The following is a 16101-nucleotide window of genomic DNA, read 5'->3' on the forward strand; positions in this document are numbered from 1 at the left end:
CTCCTTGCGGACCGGTCGGATCCCCGACAAGGAGGATCGAAGCCCCTTACACGTAAAGGCGGTTGGGGGTGAAGTCCGACTTGTTCGGCCCTGGCCGATTCATTATTACGAAACCTTGTTGAGTAAGTCACAGCTGTATGAAGGTCTTGATCTGCGCGCGTCAATCGGTCAGGGTTTCGAGGCAGCCCCCGGAGATTTTCCGTCCGGCGGGCAATCCCCCCACAAATGCTGACGAGGAGATCCCTCTTCATGGCAACTCACAAGCGCGCGAGCAGGATCAAGCTCACCGCGGCGATAACCGCCGTGGCTGCCGCAGCCGGAGTGACCGTACTCAACACCTCATTCGCCGGAGCGGCGCCCTCCCCACAGGGCACCATCTACGGTGCGAATGCCGCAGGCGCGATCGATGGCAGCTACATCGTGATGCTGGACAAGAAGGCCGACAAGCAGGACCTGGCCAACGAGTACGGCGGCAAGCTGCAGCGTAACTACAGCTCCGCCATCAACGGCTTCTCCGCGAGCGGTCTTACGGAGACCGAGGCCAAGCGCCTCGCCGCCGACCCGTCCGTCGCCAAGGTCGTCCAGAACAAGAAGTTCTCGATCAACGCGACCCAGGACAATCCGCCGTCCTGGGGCCTCGACCGGATCGACCAGGCCGACACGGCCGGCGACAAGAAGTACACCTACCCCGACAGCGCGGGCGAGGGCGTGACGGCGTACGTCGTCGACACCGGAGTCCGTATCACCCACAAGGACTTCGGCGGTCGTGCCACCCACGGCTTCGACGCCGTGGACAACGACGACTCCGCCGACGACGGCAACGGCCACGGCACCCATGTCGCCGGCACCATCGCCGGCGCCACGTACGGTGTCGCCAAGAAGGCGAAGATCGTCGCCGTCCGTGTCCTCGACGACAACGGCTCCGGTACGACGGAGCAGGTCGTCGCGGGTATCGACTGGGTCACCAAGAACCACAAGGGCCCGTCCGTCGCCAACATGAGCCTCGGCGGCGGCGTCGACGAGGCGCTCGACGAGGCTGTCCGCAAGGCGATCGCCTCCGGCGTCACCTTCGCCGTCGCGGCCGGCAACGAGTCCACCGACGCGAGCCAGGGATCCCCGGCGCGCGTCAAGGAAGCGATCACCGTCGCCTCCTCCACCAAGGAGGACAAGCAGTCGGAGTTCTCCAACTTCGGTGGCAGCGTGGACATCTACGCCCCGGGCTCGGACATCACCTCTGCGTGGAACGACAGCGACGAGGGTACGAAGACCATCTCCGGCACCTCGATGGCGACCCCGCACGTGGTCGGCGCCGCGGCGGTCTACCTCGGCGGTCACCAGGACGCCACCCCGGAGCAGGTCGCCAAGGCCCTGACCGACGGCGCCACGCCCGACAAGATCTCCAACCCCAGCGCAGGCACGCCCAACAAGCTGCTGAAGGTCGTCGAGTAGCCGACGGACTCCAACGCTGAACCGGCGGTCGCCGTGCCCTCCCCCACGGGGTGCGGCGGCCGTCTTATGGTGTGGCGATGACGAGGTATGCGGCCCTGCTGCGCGGGATCAATGTGGGCGGGCACAAGAGGGTGCCCATGGCGGATCTGCGTGAACTGCTCGCGGAGCTGGGTCACGGTGACGTCGCCACGTATCTGCAGAGCGGCAACGCCGTCTTCACCAGCGACTCGGACGACGAGAAGGCGCTGGGCGCCTCACTGGAGCGAGCCATCGAGAAGCGCTTCGGTTTCGGCGTCGACTGCCTGGTGCGCAGCGGTAGGTATCTGAAGGAGGTCGCCGACGCGTGCCCCTTCCCCGCGGCCTCGCTCGAGGGCAAGCAACTGCATGCCACCTACTTCTCGGAGCGCGTCGGCCCCGAGCGGCTCGCCTCGATCGATGTTGCGGCCCATCTGCCGGAGGAGTTCCGGCTCGGCGACCGGGTGCTCTATCTGTACGTGCCGAACGGCCTCGGCCGCTCCAAGCTGGCCGAAGTGCTCGCGAGGCCGAGCCTGTTCAAGGGCATCGTCGCCACCAGCCGTAACTGGAACACCGTCGTCAAACTGGTGGAGCTGACCCGTGACTGATCCCACCGAGGCCGTCAATGGCGCCATGGAGGCGGAATTGCGCCTTCTCGACCCGATCGTGCGTTCCTCGCCCCAGCTGCTCGCCGAGCTGTTCCACCCGGATTACCAGGAGTTCGGCACTTCGGGCCGGCTCTGGGACCGGGCGTCGATCCTCGCCACCCTCATGGCGCGGGACGTGCCGGCGCCGCGGCCCATCACCACCTCGCAGATGAAAGGTGTGCAGCTCGCGCCGGACGTGGTGCATCTGACGTTCACCACCCAGTCGGGCGCTCACCGCGCCCACCGAAGTTCGCTGTGGCGCCTGACCAGTGGCAAGTGGCTGCTCTACTTCCACCAGGGCACGCGAGTTCAGTGAGGACGCGACCACCGTCGTAGGCCGAAGCCGCCCGACCGGTGACCGAAGAGCCGGTCAGTGCAGCGCCGGTCAGCGAAGTGCCAACAGATCCGCCTCCGTGAGCCGGATGGCGGACGCGTCAAGGTTCTCCTCCAGGTGCGCGAGGGATCCGGTACCCGGCGTCGGACACAGCACCGGGGAGCGGTGCAGCAGCCAGGCGAGCGCGATTTGGCCTTTGCTCGCGCCATGGCGCGCGGCGACCGTGTCGAGCGCGGCGGCGGCCGCGCCGGTCAGGGCTCCATTGGCGAGTGGGAACCACGGCAGGAAAGCGAGGCCGTTCGCCTCGCACACCTCGAGTACCGCCTCCGACTCCCGGTCGATGAGATTGAAGCGGTTCTGCACCGAGGCGATCGGCGCGATGTGCAGCGCTCTTGTCAGCTGACCGGCGGTGACCGTGTCCAGACCGATGTGCCTGATCTTGCCCTCACGCCTCAACTCCCCGAGCGTGCCGAGCTGTTCGTCGAGGGGAACCTCGGGGTCGAGCCGGTGCAGCTGGTACAGGCCGATCGTCTCCGTACGCAGCCTGCGCAGGCTCGCCTCGCACATGGCCCGCAACTGCTCGGGCCGTCCCGCGATGTGCCAGGCACTGTCGCTCGTACGCACCACCCCGCCCTTTGTCGCGACGACCAGGTCGGCCGGATACGGGTACAGGGCCTCGGCGACCAACTCCTCGGCAAGGTGCGGGCCGTAGTTGTCGGCGGTGTCGATGAGCGTGACGCCCCGTTCGACCGCCCGCCGCAGCACCGCGAGGGCATCCGCGCGCTCACCGCGCGGCCCCCAGTACCCCCGGCCGGCGAGCTGTGCGGTGCCGTAGCCGAGCCGGCGTACGGTCAGCTTTCCGCCGAGCCGGAAAGTCTCCAAGATCATGGCTGGACCGTACCCAACTGTGCGAGTCTCGTGCGTATGCGCTACATCATCATCGGGGCAGGGGCGATAGGCGGCACTGTCGGCGGGCGGCTGGCCGAGGCGGGGCACGAGGTGGTCCTCGTCGCACGCGGCACGCACTTCGAGGCGCTGCGCGCGAAGGGACTGCGGCTCACCACGGCGGACGGGACCAGCACGCACCCGCTGCCGGTCGTGGACCGGCCGGACGCCCTCGAACTGCGCCCGGACGACGTCCTGTTCCTCGCGGTGAAGACGCAGGACAGCACCGCCGCCCTGGAGGACTGGGCCGCGCAGCCCGTCGCCGGCGGTGGTACGGCAGGCGAACTGCTGCCGCTGGTCTGCGCGCAGAACGGCGTGGAGAGCGAGCGTCTCGCGCTGCGCCGCTTCCGCCGTGTGTACGGCATGTGCGTCTACCTTCCCGCCACCTACCTCGAGCCGGGTTCTGTCTCGGCCACCTGTGCTCCCATGACCGGCATCCTGCACCTGGGCCGCTATCCGTCAGGAACCGACGAGACCGCACTGCGCATCTCCGCCGACCTGGAGAAGTCCAGGCTGCTCGCACCGGTCGTCCCGGACGTCATGCGCTGGAAGTACGCGAAGCTCACCAACAATGTCGCCAATGCTGTGGAGGCCGCCACCGGAGTGATCGCCGGCGAGGACGGCGTGCGGCTCGCCGAGCGTGCGACGGCGGAGGCCCGCGCGGTGATCGCGGCCGCGGGTATCGAGGTGGTGAGCGAGGCGGAGCAGAAGGAGTTCAGGGGCGACAAGATCCGTTTCGACCCGCTGGACGGCTCCAAGCGTGGAGGCGGCTCGTCCTGGCAGAGCCTCAACCGCGGTACGGGCACGATCGAGGCCGACTACCTCAACGGTGAGATCGCCCTGGTCGGCCGTGTCCATGGCGTACCCACGCCGGTGAACGACGTGCTGCAGCGCGTCGCCAACAGCTTCGCCCGCGAAGGCAGGGCCGCCGGATCGATGTCCGTCGCGGAGCTGACCGCGATCGTCGACGCCGAAGTGGCCGAGTGATTTCAAGCAGCGAGCGAGGTGTGGAGTCTCTCACACAGCGTGGGCCGCCTGGCGGCTTTTGTCCCGATATATGGAGTCGGATGCTTCAGTGGGTCGACGGTCCGTTTCATGCCGTGACGGCCCCTATGAGCTGACGCTTCCTCGGTTCGCACCCCCTTGATAGACACGACGGGTTCGGCCATCGACCCGGCGAGAGAAGCACAGCATGATCAACGACCAGGATCCGGACCACTACGCGTTCGAGATGGACCTGACCGTCCAGGAGGTCACGCGGCGCGCCGCGGTGCTGGCGGCGCTCGGAGACGACTGGGACCCGGTGGCCGTTCTGGAGGGCGAGCAGGAGGCGTACCGCCTGCTGTACTCGAACCTCGACGACGAGCAGCAGAAGATATACGCCGAGCTTGTGGCGGCCGGTGTCCTTCCGGGAGGGGGGAGCGATGGCCATGCTGCCGCTTGATCCGACGGCTGACGCCGGACGCCGCGCCTGGACGCGTTGCCCGGCATGCGCCGACCACCAGGACTGCGCCGTCTGCCTGGCCGGACGCACCTGCCCCCACCACTGGCGCTATCTGCTGTCCAACGAGGGCAGCCTGCTGCATCTGCAGTGTTCCAACTGCACCCATGTGTGGGCCCATGAGACCGGATTCGGCGCCGGATCGCGCGGTTCGTGCGGCCCGTCGTAGGAACGTTCAGCAGCAAGCAGCAAGCAGCAAGCAGCAAGCAGCAAGCAGCAAGCAGCAAGCAGCAGGCAGCAAGCAGTCCGCAGGTGAGCCCGAGTGCTCGGCCGAAGGCGTCAGGCGGCGACCGCGGGTGAGCGGTCGACCCGCGCAGCGTCACACCGGCCGAGCGGCTGCGGCGCCGGCTCCGGGGGCGTCGTGTTTTTTCAAGACCCCGCCCCGCACGCCGACCTAGCGTGCGGGGCATGGACAAGAACACCGTGTACCCGCACCTGACGGAATGCGCCGCCGAAGCCGCCCGGATCGCCCGTGGCGTCAGCGCCGACCAGCTGTCCGCACCCACGCCCTGCAAGGAGTGGGACGTCCGCGGACTCGTCAACCATCTCGTCCTCTACTCCTCCCACGGCCTCGAGCACCGCGCCCTGCGCAAGCAGCTCCCCGAGGAGCTCACCGGCCGCGACTTCACCACCGATGCCGACTGGGCGGAGCAGTACGCCGCTCAGCTGGACCGCGCCGTCGCCGCCTGGTCCGATCCGGCCGTCTGGGAGGGCGAGGTGGACCTCGGTTCCGCCGCGATGCCCGCGCCCGTGATCGCCTCCCTGATCACCAAGGAACTGGCCGTCCACGGCTGGGACCTGGCCCGCGCGACCGGGCAGGACTACCGGATCTCGGACGCTGCCGCGGCGCTGATCCTGACCGTCGTCGACGAGCACGCCGAGATCTACCGCCAGTACGACGGCTTCGCCGACGCGGTGCCGCTGCCGGACGGGGCACCGGCCTTCGACCGGGCCCTGGCCGACAGCGGACGGGACCCGCGGTGGGCTTGATGTCCAACAGGTCCGGCGGTCGGGGGCCGGGGCGGCACGCTCAGGCGGTGTTCGCCAGCGGCCGGTCGACCCGCGCCTCGTCGCAGCGCAGGAGCAACAGCCTCGCCAGCTCCGGCGCGGCGCCCAGGACATCGGCGATCACGTCCGCCTCCTCGGCCCCGCGGGCGATGCGGTCCGGGAGAAAGCCCGGAGCGATGACGTACGGAGCCACCGCCACCCGCCGTACGCCCTCGTCCCGGAGCGCCCGTACCGCCTCCTCGGTGCGCGGAAGGGATGCGGAGGCGAACGCAGGCCGCACGGCGCACCAACCGGTGTGCCGCAGCTCCCGCGCTATGTCTGCGATCACTGCGATCGCCTCCGGGTCTGTGGAGCCCGCCGAGGCCAGGACCAGCCCCGTCGAGCTTTTCCGGGACGGGTCGAGCCCGGCCTCGTACAACCGCTTTTCGAGGGCGGAGAGCAGCAGCGGCGACGGACCGAGCACCTCGGCCTGACGGATCCGCAGCCGCGGCAGCCGCGCCGAGGCCTCGTGCAGTACGGCGGGGATGTCGGCCTTGGCGTGGAAGGCGCGCGTCAGCAGCAGCGGAAGCGCGACCACGTCCTCCACGCCGTCCGCGGCAAACCGCTCCAGCACCCGTGGCACGGAAGGGGCGTTGAAGTCCAGGAAGCCCGTCTCCACGCGCAGCCCCGGCCGCAGCGACCTGGCACGCTCCACCAGGGCGTGCACGGTCGCCGCATGCCGCGGGTCGCGGCTGCCGTGGGCGATGACGAGGAGGACGGGGCTGCGCATCGGGACTCAGTTCCTGACGAGGAGACCGCGGCTGCGCAGCACGCGACGCTCCAGAGGGGCGAAAAGGAGCAGTTCGATACCGATACCGACGACGAGGATCAGCAGGATCGCGCTGAGGACCCAGGACATGTCCTGAAGCTCGCGGCCCTGTTCCAGCAACTGACCGAGGCCCACGCCCAGATCGGCGGCGTTGACGATGAGTTCGGCCGCCATCAGCGAGCGCCAGGAGAACGCCCAGCCCTGCTTGAGGCCGGCGATGTACCCGGGCAGCGCGGCGGGCAGCAGCACATGGCGTACGCCCTGCAGCCCGGTCGCACCGATGACGCGTCCCGCCCGGAGGTACAGCGGCGGGATCTGGTCGACGCCCGAGACCAGGCCGTTGGCGATCGACGGCACGGCGCCGAGCAGAACGACGGCGTAGATGGTGGCGTCGGTCAGGCCGAACCAGATGATCGCGGCAGGCACCCAGGCTACGGACGGGAGTGACTGCAGTCCGGACAGGATCGGTCCGATCGCGGCGCGTACGACCTTCACCCGGGCCACGATCAGCCCCAGCGGTGTGCCGACCGCGACAGAGATGAGGAAGCCGAGCGCGCCGCGCGAGAGGCTCGTCCACACAAAGCCGAGGAGCGTGCCGTCGAGCCACTTGTCCTGGAGCGTGCGGCCCACGTCCGCCGGGCTCGGGAGCAGGTAGTGCTCCTTCACCTCGAAGTGGTAGGCGAGCTGCCAGGCCATCAGCACGATCGCGATGGCCGCGATCGGCGGTACGGCCTTGGCCAGCAGTGTCTTGCCCAACGGCACACGCTGTGCGGTCCGGGTGTCCAGGGCGTCGAGCCCCGCCTCCAGACCGGCGAGCTGGTCGGGTCCGGTATCGGTCGGCTGTTGCTTGATGTCAGTGCTGGCCATGTCGGCGGATCTCCCCCCGGAGCTGTTCAGTGATCTCGACGGAGAGGTCGGCGACCGCCGAATCCTCGATCCGGCGGGGATGCGGGATGCCGACCTCCCACTCGCGGGCGATGCGGCCCGGGCGGGACGAGAGCAGGACGACCCGCTCCGCGAGCCGGACGGCCTCCCGCACGTTGTGGGTGACAAAGAGGACGGACAGGTTCGTCTCCCGCCAGATGCGGGTCAGTTCGTCATGCAGAACGTCGCGGGTGATGGCGTCCAGCGCCGCGAACGGTTCGTCCATCAGCAGCAGCTGGCTGGCCTGCGCGATGGCGCGGGCCATGGCCACGCGCTGGCGCATGCCGCCGGAGAGCTCGTGCACCCGCTTGCCGTACGCACCCTTGAGGCGTACGAGCTCCAGCAGCCGTTCGGCCTCGGTCCGTCGCTCGGGCTTCTGCAGACCGCGCATCTTCAGCGCGAGCTCGATGTTCTTCCCCGCGGTGAGCCAGGGGAACAGCGCATGCTCCTGGAACATCAGGGCCGGACGGCCGCCGGGGACGTCGATCTCCCCGGCGGACGGCCGGTCGAGCCCCGCGACGAGATTGAGCAGAGTCGACTTTCCGCAACCGGAAGCCCCCAGGAGGGTGACGAACTCGCCCGGCGCGACATCGATGCTGATGTCGTCAAGAACGAGCTGCTGGGCGCCCGGACGGCCGAAGGACTTGGAGACATGGGCGATACGCGCTGCGTATGACACCGCGGTTTCTTCGTCGGCGGCCTTGGTGAGCGTGCTGGACATGAGCGTCACCTCCTGAGAGCGATCCGTTGCTTGCTTACTTGGCGCCGAGACCGGCGTCGGCGACCTCGGGCTGTCCGGCAGCCTTCAGCACCTTGTTGAGCAGGCGCAGGTCGTAGATGCTGTCGAGGGCCGGTTCCTTGAGCAGCCCGGCCTTGACCGCGTGGTCGGCCTCGGTGCGCAGCGTGGACGCGAGCGGGTCGTTGAGGATGTCGACGTTCTTGAACGCGGGGTCGATGACCTCGGGCGGCAGCGCCTTGCCCGTCTCCTTCTCCAGCGCGGCGTTGACAGCCTTCTTGGCGTCCTCGGGGTTCGCCTTGATCCACGCGTTGGTGTTCACCGAGCCGCGCAGCACGGCCTCGACGACGTCCGGGTGCTCCGTGAGGAATTTCTGGGAGACGATCACGTTCGTGATGACGAACTTCTTGTCCGGCCAGAGTGTCTTCTCGTCGAGCAGGACCTTGCCGCCCTCGGCAACCAGCTTGGAAGCGGTGGGCTCGGGGACCCAGGCGCCGTCGATGTCGCCCGACTTGAAGGCGACCGGGGTCACCTTGTTGTCCGTACGCGAGACGGACACGTCGCCCTTGCCGGACGTCGCGTCGACCTTGTAGCCCTTCTCGGCCAGGTAGTTGAGGAGCGCCACGTCCTGGGTGTTGCCGAGCTGCGGCGTCGCGATCTTCTTGCCCTTGAGATCGTCCAGAGACTTGATCTTCTTCGGGTTGACGACGAGCGAGACACCACCGGAGGCGGAGCCGGAGATGATACGCAGGCTCTTGCCCTTGGACTTGGTGTAGCCGTTGATCGACGGCGACGGACCGATCCAGCCGATGTCGATGGCACCGGAGTTGAGCGCCTCGATCTCGGCGGGACCGGCGTTGAAGACGGAGGGCTTGACGGTCGTGCCGCCGAGCTCCTTCTGGATCAGGCCGTTCCTGCCCAGACCGACCAGGGCCGTGGCGTGAGTGACGTTGGCGAAGTAGCCGATCTTCACTTCGTCGGCGGAGAGCTTCTTGCCTTCGGCCTTCGCGGCCGGGGCCGCGTCGTCGTCCTTCTTGGCCTCGGAGCCGTAACCGCATGCGGTGAGCGCCACGGCCAGCAGCGGGAGGGCGGCGGCAGCGGCGAGGCTGCGGCGCAGGGTGGTACGGGTGGCAGGCACGGGAGGTGGTCCTCTCGGAGGCCCGGTTCTTACGTCACGTGGGACGCGGCCGGGATGTCGGCGGTCTTCGGCGGTGCGGGGTGCGGGGGGTGAGGGCGCGCAGGCAGTGCGCGTACGTCATCGCGCACATCGCGCCACCCCGCCCGTTCCCGCGCCGAGGGCGCCGCTGCCGACGCGGCCGCCCTCCTTCGCGAACGTCGCGTAGAAGTCGCTGGTCATCAGAAGTCCCACCCCTCGTCGTCGGCCTCGTGCGCGACCTCGGCGCCGGTGGCGAAAGCGTCGCCCGCCATGCCGGCCGCCAGCGTGGTGCCGTCCGCGGGGTCGATCAGCAGGAACGACCCCGTGCGGCGGGAGTCCGCGTACGAGTCGAGCGCGAGCGGCTCGGCGGTACGGACCTTGACCTGACCGATGTCATTGGCGACCAGTTGACCGGGGTTCGGGTGCTGTGAGAGGTCTTCGAGGGTCAGCCGCGAGGGGATCTCCTTGACGATCGCCTTGACCGTTCGGGTGGTGTGCTTGAGCAGCACCCGCTGGCCGACGGTGAGCGGCTGGTCCGCGACATGGCAGACCGTCGCCTCGATGTCCTGCGTGGTCGCGGGCGCGTCACCGGTCGGCACGATCAGATCGCCGCGCGAGACGTCGATGTCGTCCTCCAGCAGGAGGGTGACGGAGTGCGGGGTCCAGGCGATGTCCACCGATTCGCCGAGCAGATCGATCCCGGCGATCTTCGAGGTGCGGCCCGACGGCAGCACGGTCACCTGCTCGCCGACCCGGAACGTGCCGGCGGCGATCTGGCCCGCGTAACCCCGGTAGTCGGGGTGCTCGGCGGTCTGCGGACGGATCACGTACTGCACCGGGAGCCGGGCGTGGCAGCTGGTCAGATCGTGGCTGACCGGGACCGTCTCCAGGTGTTCCAGGACGGTCGGACCGCCGTACCAGTCCATGTTGGCGCTGGGCTCCACGACGTTGTCGCCCGTGAGCGCCGAGATCGGGATCGCGGTGATCTCGGGTACGCCGAGGGACGCGGCGTACGAGGTGAACTCCTCGGCGATCGCGGCGAAGACGGGCTCGGCGTAGTCGACGAGGTCCATCTTGTTGACGGCGAGGACGACATGCGGGACGCGCAGCAGGGCGGCGACGGCGGCATGGCGGCGGGTCTGCTCGACGACTCCGTTGCGCGCGTCGACCAGTACCACCGCGAGCTCGGCCGTGGACGCGCCGGTGACCATGTTCCGGGTGTACTGCACATGCCCGGGAGTGTCGGCGAGGATGAACCGCCGCCGCGCCGTGGCGAAGTAGCGGTAGGCGACATCGATGGTGATGCCCTGCTCCCGCTCGGCCCGCAGACCGTCGGTGAGCAGCGCCAGGTCGGGCGCCTCCTGGCCGCGCGAACGCGAAGCGTGCTCGACGGCCTCCAGCTGGTCGGTGAGAACCGACTTGGAGTCGTGCAGCAGCCGCCCCACCAGGGTCGACTTGCCGTCGTCGACGGACCCGGCGGTGGCGAAGCGCAGCAGGGTGGTGGCTGAGATCCCGGCGAGTTGCCCGGTCGTGGTGGTCATGGTTAGAAGTACCCCTCGCGCTTGCGGTCTTCCATCGCGGCCTCGGACATCTTGTCGTCGGCGCGGGTCGCGCCCCGCTCGGTGAGCCGGGATGCGGCGATCTCGGCGATCACGTCGTCCAGCGTGATGGCGTCGGAGTCGACGGCACCGGTGCAGGACATGTCGCCGACGGTGCGGTAGCGGACGAGACGCGTCTCGACGCTCTCGCTCTCCTTGGGGCCGCCCCACTCACCGGCGGTCAGCCACATGCCGGAGCGCTTGAAGACCTCACGCTCGTGCGCGAAGTAGATCTCGGGCAGTTCGATCTTCTCGCGCTCGATGTACTGCCAGACGTCCAGCTCGGTCCAGTTGGAGAGCGGGAACACCCGGACGTGCTCGCCCGGCGCGTGGCGGCCGTTGTAGAGCTGCCACAGCTCGGGCCGCTGGCGTCGTGGGTCCCACTGGGAGAACTCGTCGCGCAGCGAGAAGACCCGCTCCTTCGCGCGCGCCTTCTCCTCGTCCCGGCGGCCGCCGCCGAACACCGCGTCGAAGCGGTGCTGCTGGATGGCCTCGGTCAGCGGGACGGTCTGCAGGGGATTGCGCGTCCCGTCGGGGCGCTCCCGCAGCTTCCCGGCGTCGATGTACTCCTGTACGGAGGCGACATGCAGCCGCAGCCCGTGCTCGGCGACCGTGCGGTCGCGGTACTCCAGGACCTCGGGGAAGTTGTGCCCGGTGTCCACGTGCAGCAGGGTGAACGGCACCGGCGCCGGCGCGAACGCCTTCAGCGCCAGATGCAGCATGACGATCGAGTCCTTGCCGCCGGAGAAGAGAATCACCGGCCGCTCGAACTCACCCGCCACCTCGCGGAAGATGTGCACCGCCTCCGACTCCAGGGCGTCCAGGTGCGACAGGGCGTACGGGCTGTCGGTGCCCTCGTTGAGAACCGTCGCGCTCGCGGTCATGCCAGACCCCTCTCGGTGAGCAGCGCATGAAGCGCGGCTGCGGACTCCTGCACGGTCTGCTGGTGCGACTCGATCCGCAGGTCCGGGCTCTGTGGCTGTTCGTACGGGTCGTCGACGCCGGTCAGCCCGGAAATCTCGCCGGCCGCCTGCTTGGCGTAGAGGCCCTTCACATCGCGTACGGAGCACACCTCCACCGGAGTGGCGACATGCACCTCCAGATACGCGGTGCCCTCGCTCTGGTGGCGCTTGCGGACGGCCTCGCGGCTGTCCTCGTACGGCGCGATGACCGGAACCAGCGCCTTGATGCCGTTGGACGCCAGCAGCTCCGCGACGAAGCCGATCCGCTGGACATTGGTGTGCCGGTCCTCCCGGCTGAAGCCGAGACCGGCCGAGAGGAACTCGCGGATCTCGTCGCCGTCGAGCACCTCGGTCCGGTGGCCCTCGGCGCGCAGCCGGTCCGCCAGCTCGTAGGCAATCGTGGTCTTGCCCGCGCTCGGCAGACCGGTCAGCCAGATGGTGGCCCCAGTCACGTTCTTCTCCCGCTGCTTCTCGTCATGGTTCATCAGCCGTGCAGCCCGCACTCGGTCTTGCCCCGGCCGGCCCAGCGACCGGCGCGTGCGTCCTCGCCCTCCAGCACCCGGCGGGTGCAGGGCGCGCAGCCGACGGAGGCGTAACCGTCCATCAGCAGCGGGTTGGTGAGTACGCCGTGCTCGGCGACATAGGTGTCCACGTCGTCCTGCGTCCAGCGTGCGATCGGCGAGACCTTGACCTTCTGCCGCTTCTCGTCCCAGCCGACGACCGGGGTGTTCGCCCGGGTCGGGGACTCGTCCCGGCGCAGGCCCGTCGCCCACGCGTCGTACGCGGTCAGACCCTCTTCAAGGGGCTTGACCTTGCGCAGCGCGCAGCACAGGTCGGGGTCGCGGTCGTGCAGCTTCGGGCCGTACTCGGCGTCCTGCTCGGCCACGGACTGGCGCGGGGTGAGCGTGATGACATTGACGTCCATCACGGCCTCCACCGCGTCCCGGGTCCCGATGGTCTCCGGGAAGTGGTAGCCGGTGTCGAGGAAGACGACGTCCACGCCGGGGAAGGCACGGGAGGCGAGATGAGCGACCACCGCGTCCTCCATGGACGAGGTCACGCAGAAGCGCGGCCCGAAGGTCTCGGCCGCCCACGTCAGGATCTCGAGCGGTGATGCCTCTTCGAGCTCGCGCCCCGCCCGCTCGGCGAGTGCCTTCAGATCTTCCTTGGCCTGAACCGTCGTCATATCCCGTCCCCTCCACCGTCGTTGCGCTGAAGTCCCCGGGTCAGCAGACCGAGGAACTTCAACTGGAAGGCTCGATTGCACGCTGCGCATTCCCAGGCGCCGTGGCCCTGCTCGTTCGGACGCAGGTCCTCGTCGCCGCAGTACGGGCAGTAGAAGGGCGCGGCACGCTCGCTCATGGCCCCTCCGTCCGCTGCCGTTCGCCGGCGCTCACGACAGTGCCTCCTCGGACGCACGTGCCGTCCAGGTCGCGAAGCGCTCGCCGTCCTCGCGCTCCGCCTGGAAGCGCTTGAGGACCCGCTCCACGTAGTCGGGCAGCTCGGCCGACGTGACCTTCAGGCCACGGACCTTGCGGCCGAAGCCGGCCTCGAGGCCCAGCGCGCCGCCGAGGTGCACCTGGAAGCCCTCGACCTGGTTGCCGTCCTTGTCCAGCATCAGCTGGCCCTTGAGACCGATGTCGGCGACCTGGATACGGGCGCAGGCGTTGGGGCAGCCGTTGAGGTTGATGGTGATCGGCTCGTCGAACTCGGGGACACGGCGCTCGAGTTCGTCGATCAGTGACGCACCGCGCGCCTTGGTCTCGACGATCGCCAGCTTGCAGAACTCGATGCCGGTGCAGGCCATCGTGCCCCGCCGGAAGGGGGAGGCGTTGACCCGCAGGTCCAGGGCCTCGAGGCCCGTGACGAGCGACTCGACCTGGTCCTCGGTCACATCGAGCACGATCATTTTCTGCTCGGTGGTGGTACGCAGCCGTCCGGAGCCGTGTGCCGCGGCGAGCTCGGCGATCTTCGTCAGGGTCGTTCCGTCGACCCGTCCGACGCGCGGGGCGAAGCCGATGTAGAAGCGGCCGTCCTTCTGCCGGTGCACGCCTAGGTGGTCACGCCACTTCTCGGCCGGCTCCTCGGGCGCGGGACCGTCGACGAGCTGGTACTTGAGGTATTCGTCCTCCAGGACCTGGCGGAACTTCTCCGGACCCCAGTCGGCGAGCAGGAACTTCAGACGGGCACGGGTGCGCAGCCGCCGGTAGCCGTAGTCGCGGAAGATGCCGATGACGCCGCCGAACACGTCCGGCACCTCGTCGAGCGGCACCCAGGCGCCGAGACGGACGCCGAGCCTGGGGTTGGTGGAGAGGCCGCCGCCGACCCACAGGTCGAAACCGGGTCCGTGTTCGGGGTGGTTGACGCCGACAAAGGCGATGTCGTTGATCTCGTGCGCGACATCGAGCTGCGGGGAGCCGGAGATCGCCGTCTTGAACTTGCGCGGCAGGTTCGAGTAGGCGGGGTTGCCGATGAAGCGGCGGTGGATCTCGTCGATGGCGGACGAGCCGTCGATGATCTCGTTCTCGGCGACGCCTGCCACGGGCGAGCCGAGGATCGTGCGGGGTGTGTCACCGCAGGCCTCGGTCGTGGACAGTCCCACGGCCTCCAGCCGCTTCCAGATCTCCGGGACGTCCTCGATCCGGATCCAGTGGTACTGGACGTTCTGCCGGTCGGTGATGTCGGCGGTGCCGCGCGCGAACTCCTGCGAGATCTCGCCGATGACCCGCAACTGCTCGGTGGTCAGCCGGCCGCCGTCGATACGGACGCGCATCATGAAGTACTTGTCGTCCAGCTCCTCCGGCTCGAGGATCGCGGTCTTGCCGCCGTCGATGCCGGGCTTGCGCTGGGTGTACAGCCCCCACCAGCGCATACGTCCGCGAAGATCGGCCCCGTCGATCGAGTCGAAGCCGCGATGGGCGTAGATCGTCTCAATGCGTGTCCGCACATTGAGACCGTCGTCGTCCTTCTTCGTCTGCTCGTTTGCGTTGAGCGGCGTCATATGGCCAACAGCCCACTGACCCTCGCCGCGGTGGCGTCCGGCCTTGCGGCGCGGCGCGGCGGGTGCGGGCTTTTCGGGGGTGGCGGCCATGGCAAATACGTCCTTCGAGACTGCAGGAGGGCGGCTCTGAGCTGCACACTCGCGCGAGGGCGCGGCAATGCGCAGGAGGGGAACAGGGGGTGGGGAGTGCTCGGCTGTGCTGGTCTTTCAGCAGACCGGACAGATGGCGCTGGACATGCGGCCGAGGTCGACGTGCCGCCGACTCACCAAGGCAATTCCAGCTCGAGACATGACGGAAGCGTGTCACGGCGATCCAACGGCAGTCCACCGTTATCCACAATGTGGACAACACTGTCCCGCATCGCAAGACAGTGTGTTGCCGGTCACTCAGCCGTGGGCACCTGGCCAGGGGCCGGGCACCGCCACCTCGGGCTCTTTCTCCGTCTTGGTGTCGAAGAGAGTGAAGCCGCGCCGCAGATAGTTGTCCATGGCATGCGGGCCGTCCTTGGAGCAGGTGTGCAGCCAGACCCGCTTCGTCGGCGTCAGCCCCGGCCACCGCTCGGCGAGGTCCCAGGCCCTCGCGACACCGTAGGAGAGGAGATGGCCGCCGATCCGCCGGCCCCGAAACGCCGGGATCAGCCCGAAGTAGGCGATCTCGACCGAGCCCTCGTCCTGCGCCTCCAGCTCCACATAGCCGGCCGGTGTCCCCTTGTCGTACGCCACCCAGGTTTCGGTGCCCGGCCTGGCGAGCATCTCCTCCCACTGCGCGTACGTCATGCCCAGCCGGTCCGTCCAGCGGATGTCACCGCCGACGGCCGTATACAGAAAGCGGCTGAACTCGGGCGAAGGCACCTCGCCCCGTACGATCCGCAGATCCCCCTCGGGCGCGGCGGCCGGCCGCAGATCTGCCGGCGAGGTCTGCTCCAGGGACCAGGTGGTCACAGTGATGCTCATGAGCGCCAGGGAACCACGAGGTCCTGATCCGGCCAAAGCCGCGTCCTCTCCGAGCGGCCCCGG

The 16101-nt window shown here is 68.8% G+C and carries 20 protein-coding genes; 7 read left to right on the top strand and 13 right to left on the bottom strand.

What is annotated here, in order from left to right; translation table 11 throughout:
* Positions 1 to 249: 249 nt before the first annotated feature.
* The 3 genes from OG966_RS31360 (at position 250) to OG966_RS31370 (ending at position 2427) form a co-directional block, all read left to right on the top strand.
* Positions 250 to 1449 (top strand): S8 family peptidase, encoded by a 1200-nt coding sequence (locus tag OG966_RS31360; protein ID WP_326653347.1) that lies wholly within the window; start codon positions 250 to 252, stop codon positions 1447 to 1449.
* A 77-nt stretch (positions 1450 to 1526) separates the two neighbouring features.
* Complete coding sequence (locus tag OG966_RS31365; RefSeq protein ID WP_326653348.1) at positions 1527 to 2072, top strand: DUF1697 domain-containing protein; 546 nt, start codon at positions 1527 to 1529, stop codon at positions 2070 to 2072.
* A complete protein-coding gene (locus OG966_RS31370; RefSeq protein WP_326653349.1) occupies positions 2065 to 2427 on the top strand; it encodes a nuclear transport factor 2 family protein in 363 nt (120 codons plus the stop codon). Before OG966_RS31365 ends, OG966_RS31370 begins: the two co-directional genes overlap by 8 nt.
* A gap of 69 nt (positions 2428 to 2496) precedes the next feature.
* Here OG966_RS31370 and OG966_RS31375 read toward each other — a convergent pair whose 3' ends face one another.
* Positions 2497 to 3333, bottom strand: coding sequence for an aldo/keto reductase (locus tag OG966_RS31375; protein ID WP_326653351.1), 837 nt, complete (start codon positions 3331 to 3333; stop codon positions 2497 to 2499).
* A 36-nt stretch (positions 3334 to 3369) separates the two neighbouring features.
* On the opposite strand from OG966_RS31375, the gene OG966_RS31380 reads away from it, so the two are divergent.
* From OG966_RS31380 to OG966_RS31395, 4 genes are all read left to right on the top strand, one after another.
* Complete coding sequence (locus OG966_RS31380; protein ID WP_326653353.1) at positions 3370 to 4377, top strand: ketopantoate reductase family protein; 1008 nt, start codon at positions 3370 to 3372, stop codon at positions 4375 to 4377.
* A gap of 205 nt (positions 4378 to 4582) precedes the next feature.
* Positions 4583 to 4834: a DUF6400 family protein gene (locus OG966_RS31385; RefSeq protein ID WP_326653355.1), complete on the top strand. Its 252-nt coding sequence runs from the start codon at positions 4583 to 4585 to the stop codon at positions 4832 to 4834.
* Entirely contained in the window at positions 4821 to 5060 is a 240-nt protein-coding gene (locus OG966_RS31390) for a hypothetical protein (RefSeq protein ID WP_326653357.1), read from the top strand. The genes OG966_RS31385 and OG966_RS31390 overlap by 14 nt, the downstream gene beginning before the upstream one ends.
* Positions 5061 to 5299: 239 nt before the next feature.
* Positions 5300 to 5881: a TIGR03086 family metal-binding protein gene (locus tag OG966_RS31395; protein ID WP_326653358.1), complete on the top strand. Its 582-nt coding sequence runs from the start codon at positions 5300 to 5302 to the stop codon at positions 5879 to 5881.
* A 40-nt stretch (positions 5882 to 5921) separates the two neighbouring features.
* On the opposite strand, the gene OG966_RS31400 is transcribed toward OG966_RS31395, so the two are convergent.
* The 12 genes from OG966_RS31400 to OG966_RS31450 form a co-directional block, all read right to left on the bottom strand.
* Positions 5922 to 6668 carry a sirohydrochlorin chelatase gene (locus OG966_RS31400; RefSeq protein WP_326653359.1) on the bottom strand — a complete coding sequence of 249 codons (747 nt, stop codon included), beginning with the start codon at positions 6666 to 6668 and terminating at the stop codon, positions 5922 to 5924.
* Between the two features lie 6 nt (positions 6669 to 6674).
* Positions 6675 to 7574, bottom strand: a complete 900-nt coding sequence (locus tag OG966_RS31405; RefSeq protein WP_326653360.1) for an ABC transporter permease — start codon at positions 7572 to 7574, stop codon at positions 6675 to 6677.
* Positions 7561 to 8352, bottom strand: a complete 792-nt coding sequence (locus tag OG966_RS31410) for an ABC transporter ATP-binding protein (protein WP_326653361.1) — start codon at positions 8350 to 8352, stop codon at positions 7561 to 7563. Before OG966_RS31410 ends, OG966_RS31405 begins: the two co-directional genes overlap by 14 nt.
* Before the next feature lie 34 nt (positions 8353 to 8386).
* Entirely contained in the window at positions 8387 to 9505 is a 1119-nt protein-coding gene (locus tag OG966_RS31415; protein WP_326653362.1) for an ABC transporter substrate-binding protein, read from the bottom strand.
* 218 nt (positions 9506 to 9723) lie between these two features.
* Entirely contained in the window at positions 9724 to 11064 is a 1341-nt protein-coding gene (locus OG966_RS31420) for a sulfate adenylyltransferase subunit 1 (protein WP_326653363.1), read from the bottom strand.
* A 2-nt stretch (positions 11065 to 11066) separates the two neighbouring features.
* Positions 11067 to 12005: a sulfate adenylyltransferase subunit CysD gene (gene cysD, locus OG966_RS31425; RefSeq protein ID WP_326653364.1), complete on the bottom strand. Its 939-nt coding sequence runs from the start codon at positions 12003 to 12005 to the stop codon at positions 11067 to 11069.
* Positions 12002 to 12568, bottom strand: a complete 567-nt coding sequence (gene cysC, locus OG966_RS31430) for an adenylyl-sulfate kinase (protein ID WP_326653365.1) — start codon at positions 12566 to 12568, stop codon at positions 12002 to 12004. Before cysC ends, cysD begins: the two co-directional genes overlap by 4 nt.
* Positions 12568 to 13269 carry a phosphoadenylyl-sulfate reductase gene (locus OG966_RS31435; protein ID WP_326653367.1) on the bottom strand — a complete coding sequence of 234 codons (702 nt, stop codon included), beginning with the start codon at positions 13267 to 13269 and terminating at the stop codon, positions 12568 to 12570. The genes cysC and OG966_RS31435 overlap by 1 nt, the downstream gene beginning before the upstream one ends.
* A complete protein-coding gene (locus tag OG966_RS31440; protein ID WP_326653368.1) occupies positions 13266 to 13445 on the bottom strand; it encodes a hypothetical protein in 180 nt (59 codons plus the stop codon). The genes OG966_RS31435 and OG966_RS31440 overlap by 4 nt, the downstream gene beginning before the upstream one ends.
* A gap of 31 nt (positions 13446 to 13476) precedes the next feature.
* The gene (locus OG966_RS31445; RefSeq protein ID WP_326653370.1) at positions 13477 to 15174 is read right to left on the bottom strand and encodes a nitrite/sulfite reductase; all 1698 of its coding nucleotides are present in this window, start codon (positions 15172 to 15174) and stop codon (positions 13477 to 13479) included.
* A 117-nt stretch (positions 15175 to 15291) separates the two neighbouring features.
* Positions 15292 to 15375, bottom strand: a complete 84-nt coding sequence (locus tag OG966_RS40955; protein WP_351448512.1) for a putative leader peptide — start codon at positions 15373 to 15375, stop codon at positions 15292 to 15294.
* A 96-nt stretch (positions 15376 to 15471) separates the two neighbouring features.
* Positions 15472 to 16038 carry a GNAT family N-acetyltransferase gene (locus OG966_RS31450; RefSeq protein WP_326653372.1) on the bottom strand — a complete coding sequence of 189 codons (567 nt, stop codon included), beginning with the start codon at positions 16036 to 16038 and terminating at the stop codon, positions 15472 to 15474.
* Between the last annotated feature and the right edge of the window lie 63 nt (positions 16039 to 16101).

The organism is Streptomyces sp. NBC_01750, from assembly GCF_035918095.1.
In the GTDB taxonomy this organism is placed as follows: Bacteria; Actinomycetota; Actinomycetes; order Streptomycetales; family Streptomycetaceae; genus Streptomyces.

Bases quoted from the DNA above. Each gene is read 5' to 3' on its own strand.
- OG966_RS40955 (WP_351448512.1), bottom strand. From the start codon at position 15,375: ATGTCTCGAGCTGGAATTGCCTTGGTGAGTCGGCGGCACGTCGACCTC.
- OG966_RS31420 (WP_326653363.1), bottom strand. From the start codon at position 11,064: ATGACCACCACGACCGGGCAACTCGCCGGGATCTCAGCCACCACCCTG.
- cysC (WP_326653365.1), bottom strand. From the start codon at position 12,568: ATGAACCATGACGAGAAGCAGCGGGAGAAGAACGTGACTGGGGCCACC.
- OG966_RS31360 (WP_326653347.1), top strand. From the start codon at position 250: ATGGCAACTCACAAGCGCGCGAGCAGGATCAAGCTCACCGCGGCGATA.
- OG966_RS31410 (WP_326653361.1), bottom strand. From the start codon at position 8,352: ATGTCCAGCACGCTCACCAAGGCCGCCGACGAAGAAACCGCGGTGTCA.
- OG966_RS31395 (WP_326653358.1), top strand. From the start codon at position 5,300: ATGGACAAGAACACCGTGTACCCGCACCTGACGGAATGCGCCGCCGAA.
- OG966_RS31445 (WP_326653370.1), bottom strand. From the start codon at position 15,174: ATGGCCGCCACCCCCGAAAAGCCCGCACCCGCCGCGCCGCGCCGCAAG.
- OG966_RS31435 (WP_326653367.1), bottom strand. From the start codon at position 13,269: ATGACGACGGTTCAGGCCAAGGAAGATCTGAAGGCACTCGCCGAGCGG.
- OG966_RS31405 (WP_326653360.1), bottom strand. From the start codon at position 7,574: ATGGCCAGCACTGACATCAAGCAACAGCCGACCGATACCGGACCCGAC.
- OG966_RS31385 (WP_326653355.1), top strand. From the start codon at position 4,583: ATGATCAACGACCAGGATCCGGACCACTACGCGTTCGAGATGGACCTG.
- OG966_RS31440 (WP_326653368.1), bottom strand. From the start codon at position 13,445: ATGAGCGAGCGTGCCGCGCCCTTCTACTGCCCGTACTGCGGCGACGAG.
- OG966_RS31400 (WP_326653359.1), bottom strand. From the start codon at position 6,668: ATGCGCAGCCCCGTCCTCCTCGTCATCGCCCACGGCAGCCGCGACCCG.
- OG966_RS31390 (WP_326653357.1), top strand. From the start codon at position 4,821: ATGCTGCCGCTTGATCCGACGGCTGACGCCGGACGCCGCGCCTGGACG.
- cysD (WP_326653364.1), bottom strand. From the start codon at position 12,005: ATGACCGCGAGCGCGACGGTTCTCAACGAGGGCACCGACAGCCCGTAC.
- OG966_RS31365 (WP_326653348.1), top strand. From the start codon at position 1,527: ATGACGAGGTATGCGGCCCTGCTGCGCGGGATCAATGTGGGCGGGCAC.
- OG966_RS31375 (WP_326653351.1), bottom strand. From the start codon at position 3,333: ATGATCTTGGAGACTTTCCGGCTCGGCGGAAAGCTGACCGTACGCCGG.
- OG966_RS31450 (WP_326653372.1), bottom strand. From the start codon at position 16,038: ATGAGCATCACTGTGACCACCTGGTCCCTGGAGCAGACCTCGCCGGCA.
- OG966_RS31380 (WP_326653353.1), top strand. From the start codon at position 3,370: ATGCGCTACATCATCATCGGGGCAGGGGCGATAGGCGGCACTGTCGGC.